Genomic DNA, 16,211 nt, shown 5'->3' with positions numbered 1-16,211 from the left:
GGGCCCCCGGGGACCCCGGGGTCGACGCGTGGTGCTCAGCCTTGCGGCGTGGTCAGCCACGCGCTGACGCGCGTCATCGCCGAGGGGCCCGAGGTCTCGGCGACGTCCTGCGCCAGATCGGCGATCGAGACGGCGCGCAGCGCTTCCCGCCAGGCCGCGTCCGCCCCGGACATCGCGCGGGCGATCGGGCACGGTGTGGTGCACGACTCGGCCGGGGTGGCCATCGGGCCCCGCTGGCGGATCTCCGTACAGGTGAACGCCGCGGCGGGGCCGTCGACCGCTTCCACCACATCGAGCACCGTGATCGAGGCGGGCTCCCGGGTGAGCACGTAGCCGCCCGCCTTGCCCTGGACCGAGCGCACAAGCCCGGCCCGGGAGAGCGCCTGCAGCTGTTTGGCCAGGTAGCTGGCCGAGACGTCGTGGAACTCCGCCAGCTTGGTCGCGGGGACGGGCTCCTCGACGGACGTGAGCACGACGCAGCAGTGCAGGGCCCACTCGACTCCGCCGGACATCTTCACGGGACCACTGTAATCAGCCCGTCTACTCGGACAACTTGTGTCCGCGTATTTTCTCGGACAAGATGTGTCCGAGTTTGGTGGATGCCGCGCTCGCGCGGGTATCCATATGCCGTATTTGAGAAGCAATCCCGACGAAGGGCATGTCATGAAGTTCGCAGTCATCGGCGGTACCGGGCTGATCGGATCGCAGGTCGTCAAGAATCTGAACGCTGCCGGGCACGAGGCGGTACCGCACTCGCAGTCCACCGGAGCCGACGTCATCACCGGCCAGGGGCTGGACGAGGCGGTGGCTGGAGCCGATGTCGTCGTCAACCTGACCAACTCCCCGACCTTCGACGAAGCCTCCCTGGCCTTCTTCCGGACCTCGATGGACAACCTGCTGGCCGCGGCCCAGCGGGGCGGCGTCGGCCACTTCGTCATCCTCTCGATCGTCGGCGTGGACCAGGTGCCGGAGCTGGACTACTACCGGGCCAAGGTGCTCCAGGAGGAGATCCTCGCGGCCGGGCCGATCCCGTACTCGATCGTCCGGGCGACGCAGTTCATGGAGTTCATGGACGCCACCATGTCCTGGACCGCCGACGACGACACCGTCCGGCTGCCCGCCACGCCGATCCAGCCGATCGCCGCCAAGGACGTGGCCGCCGCGGTGGCGGAGGTCGCCGCGGGCGCCCCGGTGCGTGGCATTTACAACATCGGGGGCCCCGAGGTCTTCTCCCTGGACGAGCTGGGCCGGATCACCCTGTCCCACAAGGGCGACGACCGCACCGTCGTCACCGACCCCACCGCCGGCCTGTTCGCCGCCGTCAAGGGCGACGTTCTCACCGACAAGAGCGCCCACCTCGCCCCCACCCGCTACACCGACTGGCTCTCCTGACGAGCCGCTCGCGCCCGCTCAGGCGCGCGGACCGTAGGCCACGGACGGTAGACCGCGGAACGTAGATCACAGAGCGCCGAGCCCTGGCCCGCCGTGGCGGAAGCGGACAGGACGCCGGCCCGTCCGGGGTCACCGCCCCGCCGGGCGGGGCTCGATGTGGGGCTCGATTTGTGGTTGAGCCGGAAGACGTTGTCCGGGTCGTACAGGGCCTTCACCGCGGCCGGCCGGTGGAGTTCTCGGCGCCGAATCCCTCGATGACCCGGTCCCGGCCCTCCTCGCCGATGAAGTTGAGGTAGACCGCGCCGCGGGACCGCGGCCGGACGTCGGCGCCGTGCCCCTCAACCGAACGCCGCCAGGGAGACCGGCTGCCACTCCCGCCACGTCTTCAGGCGCTCCTCGTAGAGATCGGCGACATCGCTGAAGGACTTGCCGAGGAAGATCCTCAACGGGGGCCGCTCCGCGTCGACGATGCGGAGAATCGCGTCGCGGGTCGCGCTCGGGTCGCCGACCTCGAAATCCACCGCCGTGGCCGTGTGGACTTCGGCGTAGTCCGGGTGCCGCTCACTGTGCCGTGCCCCGCGCTCCAGCCAGTCGGTGGCATAGGGGCCGGGCTCGACGTTGGTGATATGGATGCCGAAGGCTGCCACTTCTTGGGCCAGGGACTCCGACAATCCCTCAAGGGCCCATTTGGAGGCGTGGTACGCGCCGATGCCGGGGAAGGCCCGTACGCCGCCCTCGCTGGTCACCTGCAGGATCCGTCCCGATCGCTGCGACCGCATGAGGGGCAGAACGGCCTGCGTGACCCACACCGCACCCAAGAAGTTGGTGTCCATCTGGGCCCGGAGTTCGTCCTCGGTCAACTCCTCGACCATGCCGAAATGCCCGTAGCCGGCGTTGTTCACCACGATGTCCAGCGAACCGAAATGCGCATGGGCACGCCGCACTGCCGCATGCACCGCGGCACGGTCGGTGACGTCGAGCCGCAGCGGCAGCACCGCATCCCCGTACCGCTCGACCAGAGGGGTCAGCCGGCTGACATCCCGGGCCGTCGCCGCGACATGATCGCCGCGTTCCAGCGCGGCGTCCGCCCACTCGCGGCCGAACCCCCTCGAGCTGCCCGTGATGAACCACGTCTTCGCCATGATTGTCAGTGCTCCCTATGGGATGGCTTGCCTGCTCTTGCTCCTCCAGCGTGCGGCTGGTCAAGGCATTCCACCAGCGAAGGTCTGGCATAGGAGACATGCACTCCCGGAATGTGTCAGGGTGGTGGCATGGCCGACCTGTCCCTCACCGGTCTCCGCGTTGTCCAGGCCGTCGTCGACACCGGATCGTTCACCGCCGCGGCCGACGCGCTCGGATACACCCAGTCGGCGGTGTCCCGTCAGGTGGCGGCGATGGAAGCCGCCGCGGGCGCACCGCTGTTCGTCCGGGGAGCCCGCGGGGTGACCCCCTCACCTGCGGGTATGGTGCTCGCCCGCCGGGCCGCGACGGTCCTCAGCGAGATCGACGCCGTCAGCGCGGACCTCGCCGGGCTGACGGACCACGTCACCGGACGCGTCTCCATCGCGGCCTTCCCCTCGGCCGCCGCCGTGCTCGTCCCCAGGACGCTGGCCCGGCTGCGCAACGACCACCCGGCGCTGATCGTCGAGTTCGGCGAGGCGTCCTCTCCCACGCAGCTTCGCCAACTCCGCGCCCATCGCATCGATGTCGCGGTGATCGGCGTGGGAGCGGACCTGCCCGCCTACGCATTCGAGGGACTGCGCCGCGATCTGCTCCTCGACGGCGGTCTCCTGCTCGCCGTCCCCGCGAACCACCGGTTCGCCGGTCGCGGAACCATCCCGGTCACCGAGTTGAGGGACGAGCCCTGGATCGTCGGCAAGGGCCTCCGCGACGACCCCCAGTTCGGCGCCTGGCCCACCCTCGACCAGCCGCGGATCGCCTATGCCGCCCGCGAATGGCCCACCCGCCTCGGCCTAGTCGCCACCGGCCTCGGCATCGCCGTACTCCCCGAAGTGGCCGCGGCCGCGATCCCCGCCGGCGTCCGTACCGTCCGAGTCGACGACCCCGCCTGGCTCGGCCGGGCGATGGTCGCCGTCACGGTCCGCGACCGCTCTCCCGAGGTGGCGGCCACCGTGGAGGCGCTGCGCCACGAGGCCGCACAGCTTCGTGCGGCACCCTGACGCCCGGGTGCGACCGTGCGGGCACATGCCAGCGCCCCCGGGGGTTGGCGCGGGGGCGCGAGCGGGCTCGATCGCAGCGAGAGGCCACACCTGGGGAGAGGGGGCTCGCGCTCGGCATGGGTCGAACCTGCTTGTGACGGTAGGCCCGTGATGGTGTGTGTGTCACGGGTCGCGCACAAGACCGCCCGTATGAGGTCCTGATACGCCTGCCCCGCCGTACCGTGATCAGCATGGGAATCATGGACTGGGGGGACGTCCCGGCCCGGACGGGATCGGTTCGCCCCGATGCCGGAGCGGAGGCGTAGCGGTGGGCCGTCGCTGGGACACGTACACCGGCACCCAATACCCCGGCAGTGGGGTCGTGTCGCAGCCTCCCGCGCACCTGCGGGCCGCGCTGCTCGGGCTCAACGGCACGGAAGTGCCGTTCGTCGTGCGCGCCGCCCGACCCGAGGAGAAGGCCGACCTGGTAGCGGAGTGGCGGATCCAGGAAGCCGCCTGGCAGAGCCTCTTCGCCCGCAGCCGGCTGAACCGGCAGCTCCGGATCCGAATGCGCCTGATCCCGGAGAAGTGCGAGGTGCGCACGCTCGACGAGCAGTGGGAGGTGACATGGGTCGGGACCACGCCCGCCTTCGCCACCTCGCGCCAGTACAGCCGCGGGCCGGCGACCACGGTCTCCAAGCGGTGGACCTACGAGCAGGGGCCCGACGGCCGCCGGCAACGGGTTGAGACGTTCCGCTTCGACTCGCGGGAGATGAAGGACCCCCTGCGCGACACGGTTCTCGGGGCGGGGTGGACCTGGCGCGGAGTGGTTTTCAAGCTCTGACTGGCCACCGCCGCCCGCACCACCCATCCGGGCCCCGCACGCGGGCGAAGGCCGTGAGAGAGACCTGACGGCCATGGCGCCTCTCCGTCGGTGGCGCCCGGGTGCGTCAATCGCCGCTTGGTGTGGGCCAGTTGGCCAGTAGCGTGTCGGCCGCGGTGTGCAGGTGCTGGGCCGGGATGCCGTCGCGTACCTGCGTCGAGATGCCGAGCAGGAAGCCGTGGATCATCGACGTGGTGCCGTCCACGTCGGTGTGCTCGGCGAGGTCTCCGGCGGCGATGCCGCCTACGACGCATGCTCTGACGCGGGCTCGGTCCACCGCTCGGCGGGCGGCCACGACCCTTCGCGCCGCCTCGCCCGTCTCCGGTGCGCCGAGTGTGCCCGAGAGGGCGATGAGGCATCCGCGGGGGTGGGACGGGTCGGTCTGCATATCGATCGAGCCGTGCAGGAGGCGGGCGATGGCCTCCCGGGGGCTCAGGGCCTCGTCGGCAGCGACGTCGGTGATGCTGCCCGGGCCTGAGATGTAGTGCTCCACGGCCCGTTCGAACAATCCGTCCTTCGAGCCGAAGGCGCCGTACAGGCTGGCCGAGGACAGGCCCGTGGCCTCGCGCAGTTGCGCGAGCGAGGTCGCTTCGTAGCCCTGCTCCCAGAACAGCAGCATCGCGGCTTCCAGAACGGACTCGGGGTCGAAGGTGCGGGGACGGCCGACGGGTGACACGGCAGACCTCCTCCATTTTCGGAATGACTGATCCAGTTTGACGGCCGCGGTCGCCTCGCGTCAATATCGGATCGATCGATCCGTAAATGATGCAGGAGTCCCCTCGATGACCTCGACGTTCCCCGCCGCGGCTCCCACGCGATCACGCGAGTCGCTTCCCGTTCCGGCGCTGGTCGTGATGGCGTGCACCGGTTTCATCGTGATCATGACCGAGACGCTGCCCGCCGGACTGCTCCCGCAACTCGCCGGTGGGCTCGGCGTCTCGGAGGGCGGAGCCGGGCAGCTCGTGAGCGCCTACGCGATCGGAACGGTGCTCGCGGCGATACCCGCGATCATGCTGACCCGCGGGGCCCGGCGGAAGCCGCTCCTTCTGGCCGGGCTGCTCGGATTCCTGGTCGCCAACACCGTCACCACTCTGTCGCCCTCGCTCCCCGTGGCCCTCGGCGCCCGCTTCGTCGCGGGAGCCTTCTCCGGCCTGCTGTGGGGCATGCTCGCGGGATACGCGCGGCGCATCGCCGCGCCGGAGCACTCGGGACGCGCCCTCGCCATCGCCATGACCGGGACCCCGGTCGCGCTCTCAGTCGGGACGCCGCTCGGCGCCTGGCTCGGTTCGGCGGCCGGATGGCGATGGGCCTTCGCCGCGATGTCCCTGCTCACCGCCGTCGTCATGGTCTTCGCGTGGTTCCTCGTGCCCGATGTCGCGGGGCAGCGGGCGCAGACACGGGTGCCGCTCGCGCAGGTGCTGGGCATTCCGGGCGTGGCGACCATCCTCGTCGTCGTCTTCGTCTGGATGCTCGCGCACAACCTCCTCTACACCTACATCGCCCCCTATCTGCGGCAGACACATCTCGCGCTGCGGCCCGACATCGCACTCGTCGTCTTCGGCGTCGCGGCACTCGCGGGGATCTGGATCACCGGCGTCTTCATCGACCACGCGCTGCGCCGGCTCACCCTGGCGAGCGTGAGCCTGTTCATCGTCTCCGGTGCGACGTTCGTCCTCGGCCAGGGGGCCCTGGTTCTCGTGCTCCTCGCGATCGTCCTGTGGGGCATCGCGTTCGGCGGCGCGGCGACGCATCTGCAGACGGCCATGGGGGAAGCCGCGGGCGAGAACGGCGATGTGGCGAACGCCCTGCTCACGACGTCCTTCAACCTGGCGATCTTCGCGGGTGGTGCGCTCGGTGCCGTCGTCGTCGACGGCATCGGCGCATCGGTCCTCCCCGCCGGGATGATCGTGCTCGCGCTCATCGCACTGGTCACGGTCGGCTGCGGTCGGCGCGCGGCCTTTCCGGCGGGGCGATGACTCCCCGGGAGGCGGTGATCGCCATCGGCCGGCTGGGTCGGGAGCTCATCGAGGGCGGTGGTGGCCTGGGCCGGGTGCGTTGGGGCGGGCGGTTGCGCCCCGGCCGTCCCTGAGGCTTCGTGGCCTACGGCCGTTGCCCGCCCCGTTGAGCGGGATCAGCGACTCCAAAGTGGAGCCCCGCACCCAGGCGCCGAGGAGGTTCCGGTGCAAGGCGACGATCTCGTGCTTCACCGCGAGCCTCTCCGCCTCCCGGGTGAAGTCGCAGGTGGCGACGAACACCGCCACGTCCGCGGCGTGTTCCGCCTTCGCGGTGCCGAGGAACTTCTGCATATCGCCGCTCGGTACGGTGCGATGGGGCGCGTAGTGCTTGCACTGGATCACCAGCCGGCGCCCGTCCGGCATCCGGCCGATGACGTCGGCGCCCAGGTCACCCGACTTCCCGGAGACGACGACCTGGGTGCAGCCGTCCCGGCGGCACAGCTCGGCGACGTACCGTTCGAACCGCTGCCAGGTCATGGCGTCGACCTCGGCCATGGACCGCTCACGTGCCGCGTTCTCCTCCTCGGTCTGCCAGGTGCGGTGTTGCGCCACGGTGCGCAGATGCGTTCGCCGCAACCACCATCCGATGACGCCGAGCAGCCCCACGAGGATCGCCCCGACGACGTACGGCCACACCGTCTTCCAGACCAGGGCCAGCGCGAGGACCATCACCGCGCCGCCGCTCCAGGCCGTGCGGCGCAGCCGTGCCTTCGCTCGCCGTAACGCCGCTTTACGTCGCCGTTGCCGTTGTCCTCGTCGTCGCACGGCCATCGCGCCCGCCCCCCTGTCGGTTCGTTTCCCGGCAGTCTCGGGAATGGCGGGACGCCCCGCAAGACCGCCTTATGGGCCGGACCGGGTCTGCCGTGGGCGAATCTGCCGCGAGCCGAGATTCCTTACCGCGCAGGCGAATTGGGCCGATGGTGAAAGGACCGCGGCGGTGTGCGTCGCGGTACGCACAGGCGGCACTCACAGGGAGGTCCGATGGGAACATTCGGAGCATTCGCCACCGGCTGGGAGCCGGGGTCGATTCCGCGAGCCGCGGAGGGGGACACGGCTCCCACGCGGTTCGACGATCATCTTGCCTCGCAGCTGCTGACACAGCGCATCGTCTTTCTCGGGACGCAGGTGGACGAGGTGTCCGCGAACCGGGTGTGCGCGCAGATGCTGCTGCTCTCGGCCGAGGATCCGCGGTCGGACATCAGCCTCTACATCAACAGCCCGGGCGGTTCGGTGACGGCGGGGCTGGCGATCTACGACACGATGCGGCTGATTCCGAACGACGTGTCCACGCTCACCATGGGATTCGCCGCGAGCATGGGGCAGTTTCTGCTCACTGTCGGAGCGATGGGAAAGCGCTACGCACTGCCGAATTCCCGCATCATGATGCATCAGCCGTCCGCCGGTATCGGGGGGAGCGCGGCCGATATCGCGATTCAGGCCGAGAATCTCGAATTCATGAAGCGGTCGATCGAGCGGATCACGGCGGAACACACCGGACAGAGCGTGGAGACCATTTCGCGCGACGGCGACCGCGACCGGTGGTTCACGGCGGAGCAGGCGAAGGAGTACGGAATGGTCGACCGGGTCCTGGAGTCCCTCGCGGACGTACGGCCGGCCGGTGCGCGACGCAGGATGGGGATCTGACATGGGGCAGTACACGATTCCGACGGTCGTCGAGCGCACCACGCAGGGGGAGCGGGCGTACGACATCTACAGCCGGCTGCTCTCCGAGCGGATCATCTTCCTCGGCACGGAGATCGACGACGGCGTGGCCAACGTCGTCATCGCGCAGCTGCTCCACCTCGAATCGTCGAGCTCGGAGCAGGAGATCGCGATCTACATCAACTCACCGGGCGGCTCGTTCACCTCGCTGATGGCGATCTACGACACGATGACGTTCGTGTCCGCGCCCATCTCGACGTTCTGCGTAGGGCAGGCGGCCTCGACCGCGGCGGTGCTGCTGGCCGGGGGAGACCCCGGGCGGCGGTTCGTCCTGGAGCACGCCCGGGTGCTGCTGGGGCAGCCGGTGAGCGGTGGTCAGCAGGGCACGGTCTCGGACCTCAGTCTGCAGGCCAAGGAGATGCTCCGGATCCGCTCGCAGGTCGAGGAGGTGCTCGCGCGCCATACGCCCCACGACGCCGCCACGCTCCGCGCCGACATGGACCGCGACAAGGTCTTCACGGCGCAGGAGGCGGTGGCGTACGGGCTCGCCGACGAGGTGTTGAGTCGGCGGGCGGGCCGGGGTTTCTGAGGGGGGGACAGCCGGTGTCCCGGAGGCGGGGCGTCGGGCGGCGGTGTCTCAGGCGGCGAGCCGTACCTCGCCCTGCCGCCCCGCGTGCCGGGACCCGCGGTCCGTGACGGATGCGGGGGACGCGACGGAGGTGGCGGGGGTGACGGAGGTGACGGAGGTGACGGACGTCAGGGACGCGACCGACACCACCGAACCGTCACGCCGCCGCCGCGGGCCGGAGACGAGTCGGATCAGCTCGCCCTGGGCCATGGCGAGAAGGTCGGCCAGGCTCAGGCCGAGCGCGCGGGCGGCGGCCGCGAGGACCTCGGACGACGCCTCCTTGCGGCCCCGTTCGAGTTCGGAGAGGTACGGCATCGAGATCCGGGCCGCCTCGGCCACGTCCTTGAGCGTGCGCTGCTGGGCGAGCCGCTCGCGCCGCAACACGCCTCCGACGAGATCCCGCAGCAGAGGCTCCTTCACCGGCTCCCGGCCGGGCTGCTCCCGCCGGATCGGGCCGCCCGGGGCAGCCGGGGCGGCCGGAACGGCGGGGCCCGTCGCGGGGGCTCCGGTGGCCCCGGCGGTGGCTCCCGCCTGGGGCGCCGGGTCCGCGGTGGCCGGACGCAGGGGAATGACGCGGGCTCGGTTCGACGCGTGGCTGCTCACCCCCTCAGGGTAGGAGCGTCGCGCCCGACGGGAAGGGGACGGCGCTCTGCCCTTGGCGAACCGCTCACGCGTTCGATCCGCGGTGGCCTCCGCAAGCCGGCCCGCCGTAGTTGGCGACGTTTCCACGGGCCGGTATCCGGTCGTCGACGTGGAGTCCTCCCGGACGCCTGCGACCGGGGAGTTGGGTCGGCTCTTCTTCGTGCCCTCTTCGGAGGTTTTGCGTAAGAGCATCACTTGCGACCAGGTGTGAGAGAGTGATCATCGCGCCGATAATACGAACACAAAGCCCGGCCGTATCCACTCGGCTGGGCTAATTCATGCCGCCCGGATATATTCTCCTTCAGTAAGCCGTCATTGCCTCAATTAGCGTGTCGGGTAACGCCGATTCGATCACTCCTGTTACTGTGCGGCTCCCAGGGATCGTACACAAGGAATTGAACTCGCCAGCAGGCGGACAACATTTGCCTCGGCCGATTGCTGGCGTAGCTCGGTCGAGAGGATACGGACCATGCACGACTTTTCTCGCCGCCGCCTGCTCAGGACGACGGCGGCTGCTGGTGCCGGCGCGGTTGTTCTCCCGGGAATCGTGGCCGCAGAAGCTCCGGGCGCGAGCGTCGCGAGCGAATTGTCAAAAAGCGCGAAAAGCCAGCCGGTCAAGCTGACCGGCCGCATCGTGACCCCCAACGACCCCGGGTACGCGGATGCGAGCCTCGGCTGGGACGAGCTCTTCGTTCACTATCCGCTGGTGATCGTCTATGCCCAGAACACCCAGGACGTGGTCAACGCCCTCACGTGGGCGCGGCAGCACGACGTCGCGCTGCGGGTGCGCAGCGGTGGCCACAGCCTCGAGGGCTGGTCGAATGTGGACAACGGCATCGTGATCGACGTCAGCGAGTTGAAGTCGGTCCACATCGACACCGCCTCGCGTACCGCGAGGGTCGGCGCCGGGCTCAACCAGTTGGAAGCGGTGACCACGCTCGCGAAGAAGGACCTCGCGGTGACGACCGGAACGGAGGGCAGCGTAGGTCTGTCCGGTGCCACGCTCGGCGGCGGCTTCGGCTTCCTCACCCGCTACCTCGGCATGGCCTGTGACAGTCTGACGGCGGCCGAGATCGTCGTCGCGTCGGACCCGGACTGCGCCAAGGTGATCACGGCAGACCTGAAGAACAACTCGGACCTGCTCTGGGCGCTGCGCGGGGCGGGAAACGGCAACTTCGGGATCGTCACCTCGCTCACCTACAAGGCGGCTCCGCTCAAGAGCGTCGCTTATGTGCAGGCGACCTGGGACGGCCTCGGGGACCTGCAGAGGGTCTTCGACGCGTGGCAGCGTACGGGACCGAGCGCCGACAACCGCCTCGGAACCCAGCTCGAGATCCACAGAAACGAGATCCTGCTGTTCGGGGTTCTCGCGGAAGGGACGGCGGCAGAGGCGAAGAAGCTGCTGGCCCCGATCTTGTCGATCGGTAAGCCCGAGGTCTCCGTGCAGATCGGTAACTGGGGCGACGTATACGCGGGATTCCAGATTCCGACGCAGGACGAGCCCGCGAATTGGAAATTCTTCTCGCAGTTCACCACCGAGCCGTTCCCGAAGAAGGCGATCAGCCTGATCGCCTCATTCATGCGAGACGCCCCCACGGATGACAGCAACTTCTTCACCCAGGCCTTCGGCGGGGCGGTGCGGAGAGAGCCGCGTGGCGGCGCGGCGTTCCCGCATCGCAACGCGCTTTTCTATTCCGAGCCCGGGGCCGGCTGGGGGACTCGTGGGGTACCGGGCAGTGGCGACGAGCTGACCCCGGTGGCCCAGGCATGGATCGCCGAGTTCAGCCAGGCGCTGCGGCCTTACGTGAACGGCGCCTACGTCAATGTGCCGAACATCGGAATGCAGGACTGGGAAACCGCCTACTGGGGGGCCAACTTCGACCGGCTGCGCAAGATCAAGGCGAAGTACGACCCCCACAACGTCTTCCAGTACGAGCAGAGCATCCCACCGGCGTCATGCTGACCGGCTCGTCCTCGGGACTCCGACCCCGCTCAGACCCTTGACGCAGAGGACCACTCGGCCGTCAGGCGGGTGACCCGGACGCACTTCGAGGTGAGGGTCACCCGCGGCCTCCTGCGGTGAGGTCGTTGACGAGGCTTTGGACGCGGGCCGGATGTCGTCGCGGATCGGCCGCACCGCTGTAACGCCCTGACCGGCCGGGTCCTCGAGTTTCCAGTCCAGGTAGGTCTTGCCGGGCACGTACGGACAGGCATCGCCGCAGCCCATGGTGATGACGACAGCCGAGGCCTGCACGGCTTCGGATGTCAGTGCCGGGCCCTACCGTGTGGCTGTCCTTATTCACGCTTGCTGGGCTGCTTGCGTACTCGGACACGGCGGGGGCCGGGCCCAACAGCGCGGGCCCGGCCCCCGGCGGAAGGCCAGGGGCCGGTTCCCCGGGTCAGGAAGTGATGCGCAGCTCCGGCGGATAGCCGGTCCAGCGCAGCGGCGCGGGCAGATGCGCCATGTCGTTGGAGAAGAGCACCGAGGGCGGTCGGCCGGGCGGGGGATAGCGGATGACCGTCAGCGCCGCGTTGCACTGGTTGAGGCCGAGCCAGCGCCACTTCGGGGCGTCGAGCGCGGCTCGGACCAGCCAGCCGATGAGGAAGTTATGGGTGACGACCAGCTCATGGCGGTCCTCGGGGCCGTCCACGGGGCCGGTGAAGCGCTCCTCGGCGGTACGGGCCAGTAGCGGGCCGCGGGCGCGCTCATCGGGTGGAAAGCCATGGACGAAGTCGAGCAGGAAGTCGGCGGAATCGGCGGGAAGTTCGTCTCGGCGGGGCGTGTACGGCACGTAGTCCCCGGCCGGTTCGCAGACATGGGCGGGTACGCCGTCGAGCCGGTCATCGATCAGCCGGGCGGTCTCGGCCACCCGCGGCAGTGGGCCGTGGTGGATGGCCGACAGCGGGACGTCCCGGAGCCGCTCGCCGAGCAGCGCGGCCTGGTGGCGGCCGGTGGGGGTGAGCCCGTCTTCGTCCGGCGTGGCCTCGCCGTGGCGGGTCAGATAGAGATAGCGGGTGGCGTGGGTCGCGGTCATGGTCCCTGTCCGTCGAGAGTCGATGGAAGAGACGGCTGGTGCGGGGTGGCGGTTCCAGCAGACCGGTTCCCGGCGCGCCCGGCGCCGCGCCCCGTGGCCGCTCCCGGCGGCACTCTCGGACGGCCCGCTATCGCCGGTCCGTGGACTTCCGGTCGCCTTCGGGCGGGCGGGGCTCGTCCGGGGTGAGGCGGAAGACGGCTTCGGCCAGTTGGGCGCAGACGTGTTCGATCTGGCGGCGGGTGGCGTTCCGTTCGGTGATGATCGCCGACAGCAGCAGGGCCGTCAGGGCCGTCGAGCCGTTGAATGCCTGGAGAATGACCATCCGGGCCGGCAGCGAATGGTGGGAGAACGGACCGGTGCCCTCCGCCGTCGCGGCGATCGCGAGGACCGAGACGATGAGCGAGCACGGGGCGGCGCCCGCGAGTTGGAAGCGCAGGGCGGCCCAGATCAGGAAGGGAAAGACGAGGAAGAGGAGGCTGACCTCCGTCCGCGTGGCGACCAGGGTGACGGCCGCCGTGCCCAGCAGCAGGGCCGCCGCCTCCAGCAGGCGGTACGGGCTGACGCCACGGGGCAGTCGGGCACGGTGGAGCAGGCGGTGGAGCACCAGCAGCAGAGGGGTGATCACCAGCACCCCCATCGCGTCGCCCGTCCACCACACCGACCAGGCGGTCCAGAAGTCACCCGCCGCGAGCGCGCCCGACACGATGAGCGCGGCGGTCCCCACTGTGGCGCTGATCAGCATGCCCGCCAGGGCGCCGAGGAAGACCAGGACCAGCGCGTCCCGCAGCCGGTCCAGGGCGGGCCGGAAGCCCACGCGCCGCAGCAGCAGATACGAGCAGATCGGGGCCAGGGTGTTGCCCACGACGATCGCGAGGACCGCCAGGGGCGACGGGCCGATGGGGGCGTTGACCGCGACGGCCCCGAGGGCGATGCCCGGCCAGGCCATGGGCCCCAGCGTCAGCAGACAGGCCAGGGCGATTCCGGTCGGCGGCCACAGCGGGGTGACCTGATCGCGCACCAGTTCCTGCAGCAGCCCGATCCAGGCGGCCGCGTAGTAGAGGGCGGCGACGGCCACGAGCCGCAGCGCCGTGGCACCGTGGCGCCGGAAACCGTTCTTCCGCCGGATCCCCGTATCGCGCGCCACAGCGGCCATCCCACTACGCGCGCCCTCGGCCGGCGCGACTGACACGCGGCCGCCGGGGCGAGCTCGCCCGTACGCAGGACAGCCTGGCCCCTGCGCAGACGGGCAGCACAATTTCATGACTTGACTTAAGTCTCGTATTGACACCGGAATCCCATGGTCATACCGTCCACAAAGCCGCGGTACAGACCAACCAACCGGCCGGTAACGAAGACTCGTTGGAACGCGCCGCGACCGCCCTGTGACCGCACCGGGGCGCTCTTCCCCCACCCCACGAGGAGAGGCTTCCGTGATGCGAGAACCGGCACGATTCGCGAGACGCTCCAGATCCCCGAGACCCTCCGGACCCCCAAGACCCCCCAGATCCCCCAGATCCCCGAGAGCAGCTCTGCTGGCCGTCTTCGCGCTGCTCACCGCGTTGTGCGGCTCGCTGGCGACGGCGCCCGGGGCGAGCGCTAAGGCCGCGGCGCTGCCGACGGGCGGGGCCACCGCCGTCAACAAGGGCAGCGGCAAGTGCGTGGACGCGCGGGGTGCGGCGACGGCGAACGGCACCGCCGTCCAGCAGTACGCCTGTAACAACTCCGCCGCCCAGCTGTGGAAGTTCGAGGACACGGGCGACGGCTATGTCCGCGTCGACAACCGCAACGACGCCGCCCAGGCGTGGGATGTGACGGATGTGTCCACGGCCGACGGCGCCCCCGTCCAGCTGTGGACCTACAGCGGCGGCGACAACCAGCAGTGGCGCGCCGTGGACGAGGGCGGCGGGGCGTATCACTTCGTCAACCGGCACAGCGGCAAATGCCTCGATGTGCCCGGCGCCTCCACCCAGGACGGGGCGCAGCTCACGCAGTACGCCTGCAATGGCAGCGCCGCCCAGTCCTTCCAGGTGGCCGCCGCGCCCGAGCAGCCGGGCGACGGCCCCGACCTCGGCCCGAACGTCGCCGTCTTCGATCCGACGATGCCCGCGTCGGCCATTCAGAGCCGCCTGAACTCCATCTTCCAGCAGCAGGAGCGGAACCAGTTCGGCTCCAACCGCTATGCGGTGCTCTTCAAGCCGGGCACGTACAGCGCAGACGTCAACGTGGGCTTCTATACGCAGGTGCTGGGCCTGGGGATGTCACCGGACGATGTGACCATCAACGGCGCGGTGCACGCCGAGGCCGACTGGTTCCAGGGGAACGCGACCCAGAACTTCTGGCGCGGCGCGGAGAACCTGTCGGTCACCCCCGCCTCGGGCACCGACCGATGGGCGGTGTCCCAGGCCGCGCCGTACCGCCGGATGCATGTCCGCGGTTCGCTGCAGCTCGATGACGGGGGCTGGTCGAGCGGCGGGTTCATGGCCGATACGAAGATCGACGGCCAGGTGCGCTCCGGATCGCAGCAGCAGTGGCTCTCCCGGAACACCCAGTGGGGAAGCTGGTCCGGATCCAACTGGAACATGGTGTTCGTCGGGGCCCTCAACGCGCCCTCGGGGAACTTCCCCAACCCGCCCTACACGGTGGTGAACCAGACCCCGACCGTGCGGGAGAAGCCCTTCCTCTACGTCGACCAGGCGGGCGCCTACCAGGTCTTCGTGCCCTCACTGCGGTCGAATTCCCAGGGCACCACCTGGGCCGGTGGCACGCCGGCGGGATCGTCGCTGCCCATCGACCAGTTCTTCATCGCCAAGCCCGGGGTCTCCGCGTCGGCCATCAACGCCGCGCTCGCCCAGGGCAAGCATCTGCTGTTCACCCCGGGCGTCTATCACCTCGGCGAGACCCTGAAGGTGACCCGGCCCGACACGGTCGTCCTCGGCCTCGGGCTCGCCACCCTCGTCCCCGACAACGGTGTGACCGCGATGACGGTCGCCGATGTCGACGGGGTCAAGGTGGCGGGGCTGCTGTTCGACGCCGGTACGGTGAATTCCGCCTCCCTGATGGAGGTGGGGCCGAGCGGGGCCAGTGGCAAGCACGCGGCCAATCCGACGTCCCTGCACGATGTGTTCTTCCGGGTCGGCGGGGCCGGGGTGGGCAAGGCGTCCAAGAGCCTGGTGGTCAACAGCTCGAATGTGATCGGCGACCATCTGTGGATCTGGCGGGCCGACCACGGTGACGGCGTCGGCTGGAACACCAACACCGCCGCCAACGGCCTGACCGTGAACGGTACCGACGTCACCATGTACGGCCTGTTCGTCGAGCACTATCAGCAGTACCAGACCATCTGGAACGGCAACGGCGGCCGGACCTACTTCTACCAGAACGAAATGCCCTACGACCCGCCCAACCAGGGCGCCTGGATGAATGGGAACACCCAGGGCTACGCCGCCTACAAGGTCGGTCCGAACGTCACCAGCCATGAGGCGTGGGGGCTGGGCAGCTACTGCTACTTCAATGTGAACCCCGGTGTCGTCGCGGCCCGCGCCTTCGAGGTCCCCGACACCCCGGGCGTCCGCTTCCACCACATGGTCACCGTGTCGCTCGGCGGCACCGGCACCATCAGCCACGTCATCAACAACACGGGCGGGCCGTCCAATTCCGGCAACAATGTGGCGAACCTCGTGAACTACCCCTAGACCCCCCGGCCCCACGGACGACCACGTGCCCGCGATACGGCCCCTCCACGGGGCGTATCGCGGGCACGCATATGCGCATCGGGCTTGCCCACCTCTGCGGGAG

General features: G+C 69.7%; 15 protein-coding genes and 2 pseudogenes. 8 read left to right on the top strand and 9 right to left on the bottom strand.

The window, feature by feature from the left end:
• Positions 1-35 precede the first annotated feature (35 nt).
• Positions 36-512: an Rrf2 family transcriptional regulator gene (locus tag ACFYOY_RS31455; RefSeq protein ID WP_351883100.1), complete on the bottom strand. Its 477-nt coding sequence runs from the start codon at positions 510-512 to the stop codon at positions 36-38.
• A gap of 151 nt (positions 513-663) precedes the next feature.
• Here ACFYOY_RS31455 and ACFYOY_RS31450 point away from each other — a divergent pair, with 151 nt between their 5' ends.
• Positions 664-1,392 (top strand): NAD(P)H-binding protein, encoded by a 729-nt coding sequence (locus tag ACFYOY_RS31450; protein WP_351882902.1) that lies wholly within the window; start codon positions 664-666, stop codon positions 1,390-1,392.
• A 158-nt stretch (positions 1,393-1,550) separates the two neighbouring features.
• Here the strand turns inward: ACFYOY_RS31450 and ACFYOY_RS31445 are convergent.
• Both ACFYOY_RS31445 and ACFYOY_RS31440 read right to left on the bottom strand, forming a co-directional pair.
• A pseudogene (locus ACFYOY_RS31445) lies at positions 1,551-1,747 on the bottom strand (BBE domain-containing protein); the annotation flags it as partial.
• Complete coding sequence (locus ACFYOY_RS31440) at positions 1,731-2,534, bottom strand: SDR family NAD(P)-dependent oxidoreductase (protein ID WP_388590871.1); 804 nt, start codon at positions 2,532-2,534, stop codon at positions 1,731-1,733. The pseudogene ACFYOY_RS31445 and the gene ACFYOY_RS31440, both read right to left, overlap by 17 nt.
• A gap of 129 nt (positions 2,535-2,663) precedes the next feature.
• Here ACFYOY_RS31440 and ACFYOY_RS31435 point away from each other — a divergent pair, with 129 nt between their 5' ends.
• Positions 2,664-3,572, top strand: a complete 909-nt coding sequence (locus ACFYOY_RS31435; protein WP_351882906.1) for a LysR family transcriptional regulator — start codon at positions 2,664-2,666, stop codon at positions 3,570-3,572.
• Between the two features lie 361 nt (positions 3,573-3,933).
• Positions 3,934-4,395 (top strand): hypothetical protein, encoded by a 462-nt coding sequence (locus ACFYOY_RS31430; RefSeq protein WP_388590869.1) that lies wholly within the window; start codon positions 3,934-3,936, stop codon positions 4,393-4,395.
• Positions 4,396-4,501: 106 nt separating this feature from the next.
• On the opposite strand, the gene ACFYOY_RS31425 is transcribed toward ACFYOY_RS31430, so the two are convergent.
• Complete coding sequence (locus ACFYOY_RS31425; RefSeq protein WP_388590867.1) at positions 4,502-5,110, bottom strand: TetR/AcrR family transcriptional regulator; 609 nt, start codon at positions 5,108-5,110, stop codon at positions 4,502-4,504.
• 106 nt (positions 5,111-5,216) lie between these two features.
• Between ACFYOY_RS31425 and ACFYOY_RS31420 the strand changes: the two genes are divergently transcribed.
• Positions 5,217-6,410: an MFS transporter gene (locus ACFYOY_RS31420; protein WP_388590865.1), complete on the top strand. Its 1,194-nt coding sequence runs from the start codon at positions 5,217-5,219 to the stop codon at positions 6,408-6,410.
• 45 nt (positions 6,411-6,455) lie between these two features.
• Here ACFYOY_RS31420 and ACFYOY_RS31415 read toward each other — a convergent pair whose 3' ends face one another.
• Positions 6,456-7,118, bottom strand: a complete 663-nt coding sequence (locus tag ACFYOY_RS31415; RefSeq protein WP_351883102.1) for a restriction endonuclease — start codon at positions 7,116-7,118, stop codon at positions 6,456-6,458.
• A gap of 312 nt (positions 7,119-7,430) precedes the next feature.
• Between ACFYOY_RS31415 and ACFYOY_RS31410 the strand changes: the two genes are divergently transcribed.
• Entirely contained in the window at positions 7,431-8,093 is a 663-nt protein-coding gene (locus ACFYOY_RS31410) for an ATP-dependent Clp protease proteolytic subunit (RefSeq protein ID WP_351882914.1), read from the top strand.
• Between the two features lies 1 nt (position 8,094).
• Positions 8,095-8,700, top strand: coding sequence for a ClpP family protease (locus tag ACFYOY_RS31405; protein ID WP_059146678.1), 606 nt, complete (start codon positions 8,095-8,097; stop codon positions 8,698-8,700).
• Between the two features lie 48 nt (positions 8,701-8,748).
• Here ACFYOY_RS31405 and ACFYOY_RS31400 read toward each other — a convergent pair whose 3' ends face one another.
• The gene (locus ACFYOY_RS31400) at positions 8,749-9,342 is read right to left on the bottom strand and encodes a helix-turn-helix transcriptional regulator (protein WP_351882916.1); all 594 of its coding nucleotides are present in this window, start codon (positions 9,340-9,342) and stop codon (positions 8,749-8,751) included.
• Positions 9,343-9,850: 508 nt separating this feature from the next.
• On the opposite strand from ACFYOY_RS31400, the gene ACFYOY_RS31395 reads away from it, so the two are divergent.
• Entirely contained in the window at positions 9,851-11,344 is a 1,494-nt protein-coding gene (locus ACFYOY_RS31395) for an FAD-binding oxidoreductase (RefSeq protein WP_351882918.1), read from the top strand.
• Between the two features lie 97 nt (positions 11,345-11,441).
• Here ACFYOY_RS31395 and ACFYOY_RS31390 read toward each other — a convergent pair.
• The 3 genes and pseudogenes from ACFYOY_RS31390 to ACFYOY_RS31380 all read right to left on the bottom strand — a co-directional run.
• Positions 11,442-11,650, bottom strand: a pseudogene (locus ACFYOY_RS31390) (phosphotyrosine protein phosphatase); the annotation flags it as partial.
• A 130-nt stretch (positions 11,651-11,780) separates the two neighbouring features.
• Complete coding sequence (locus ACFYOY_RS31385; RefSeq protein WP_351882920.1) at positions 11,781-12,416, bottom strand: histidine phosphatase family protein; 636 nt, start codon at positions 12,414-12,416, stop codon at positions 11,781-11,783.
• A 127-nt stretch (positions 12,417-12,543) separates the two neighbouring features.
• Positions 12,544-13,569 carry an MASE1 domain-containing protein gene (locus ACFYOY_RS31380; RefSeq protein ID WP_388590862.1) on the bottom strand — a complete coding sequence of 342 codons (1,026 nt, stop codon included), beginning with the start codon at positions 13,567-13,569 and terminating at the stop codon, positions 12,544-12,546.
• A gap of 280 nt (positions 13,570-13,849) precedes the next feature.
• On the opposite strand from ACFYOY_RS31380, the gene ACFYOY_RS31375 reads away from it, so the two are divergent.
• Entirely contained in the window at positions 13,850-16,108 is a 2,259-nt protein-coding gene (locus ACFYOY_RS31375) for an RICIN domain-containing protein (RefSeq protein WP_388590860.1), read from the top strand.
• Positions 16,109-16,211 lie beyond the last annotated feature (103 nt).

Source organism: Streptomyces sp. NPDC007875 (assembly GCF_042868035.1).
In the GTDB taxonomy this organism is placed as follows: domain Bacteria; phylum Actinomycetota; class Actinomycetes; order Streptomycetales; family Streptomycetaceae; genus Streptomyces; species Streptomyces antimycoticus.
This window is presented reverse-complemented; position numbering and strand designations above follow the sequence as displayed.

What these genes read in the sequence shown, in the direction of transcription:
- ACFYOY_RS31405 (WP_059146678.1), top strand. Translation starts at nt 8,095, where the DNA reads ATGGGGCAGTACACGATTCCGACGGTCGTCGAGCGCACCACGCAGGGG.
- ACFYOY_RS31385 (WP_351882920.1), bottom strand. Translation starts at nt 12,416, where the DNA reads ATGACCGCGACCCACGCCACCCGCTATCTCTATCTGACCCGCCACGGC.
- ACFYOY_RS31375 (WP_388590860.1), top strand. Translation starts at nt 13,850, where the DNA reads ATGCGAGAACCGGCACGATTCGCGAGACGCTCCAGATCCCCGAGACCC.
- ACFYOY_RS31420 (WP_388590865.1), top strand. Translation starts at nt 5,217, where the DNA reads ATGACCTCGACGTTCCCCGCCGCGGCTCCCACGCGATCACGCGAGTCG.
- ACFYOY_RS31415 (WP_351883102.1), bottom strand. Translation starts at nt 7,118, where the DNA reads ATGGTCCTCGCGCTGGCCCTGGTCTGGAAGACGGTGTGGCCGTACGTC.
- ACFYOY_RS31410 (WP_351882914.1), top strand. Translation starts at nt 7,431, where the DNA reads ATGGGAACATTCGGAGCATTCGCCACCGGCTGGGAGCCGGGGTCGATT.
- ACFYOY_RS31435 (WP_351882906.1), top strand. Translation starts at nt 2,664, where the DNA reads ATGGCCGACCTGTCCCTCACCGGTCTCCGCGTTGTCCAGGCCGTCGTC.
- ACFYOY_RS31455 (WP_351883100.1), bottom strand. Translation starts at nt 512, where the DNA reads ATGTCCGGCGGAGTCGAGTGGGCCCTGCACTGCTGCGTCGTGCTCACG.
- ACFYOY_RS31450 (WP_351882902.1), top strand. Translation starts at nt 664, where the DNA reads ATGAAGTTCGCAGTCATCGGCGGTACCGGGCTGATCGGATCGCAGGTC.
- ACFYOY_RS31380 (WP_388590862.1), bottom strand. Translation starts at nt 13,569, where the DNA reads ATGGCCGCTGTGGCGCGCGATACGGGGATCCGGCGGAAGAACGGTTTC.
- ACFYOY_RS31440 (WP_388590871.1), bottom strand. Translation starts at nt 2,534, where the DNA reads ATGGCGAAGACGTGGTTCATCACGGGCAGCTCGAGGGGGTTCGGCCGC.
- ACFYOY_RS31395 (WP_351882918.1), top strand. Translation starts at nt 9,851, where the DNA reads ATGCACGACTTTTCTCGCCGCCGCCTGCTCAGGACGACGGCGGCTGCT.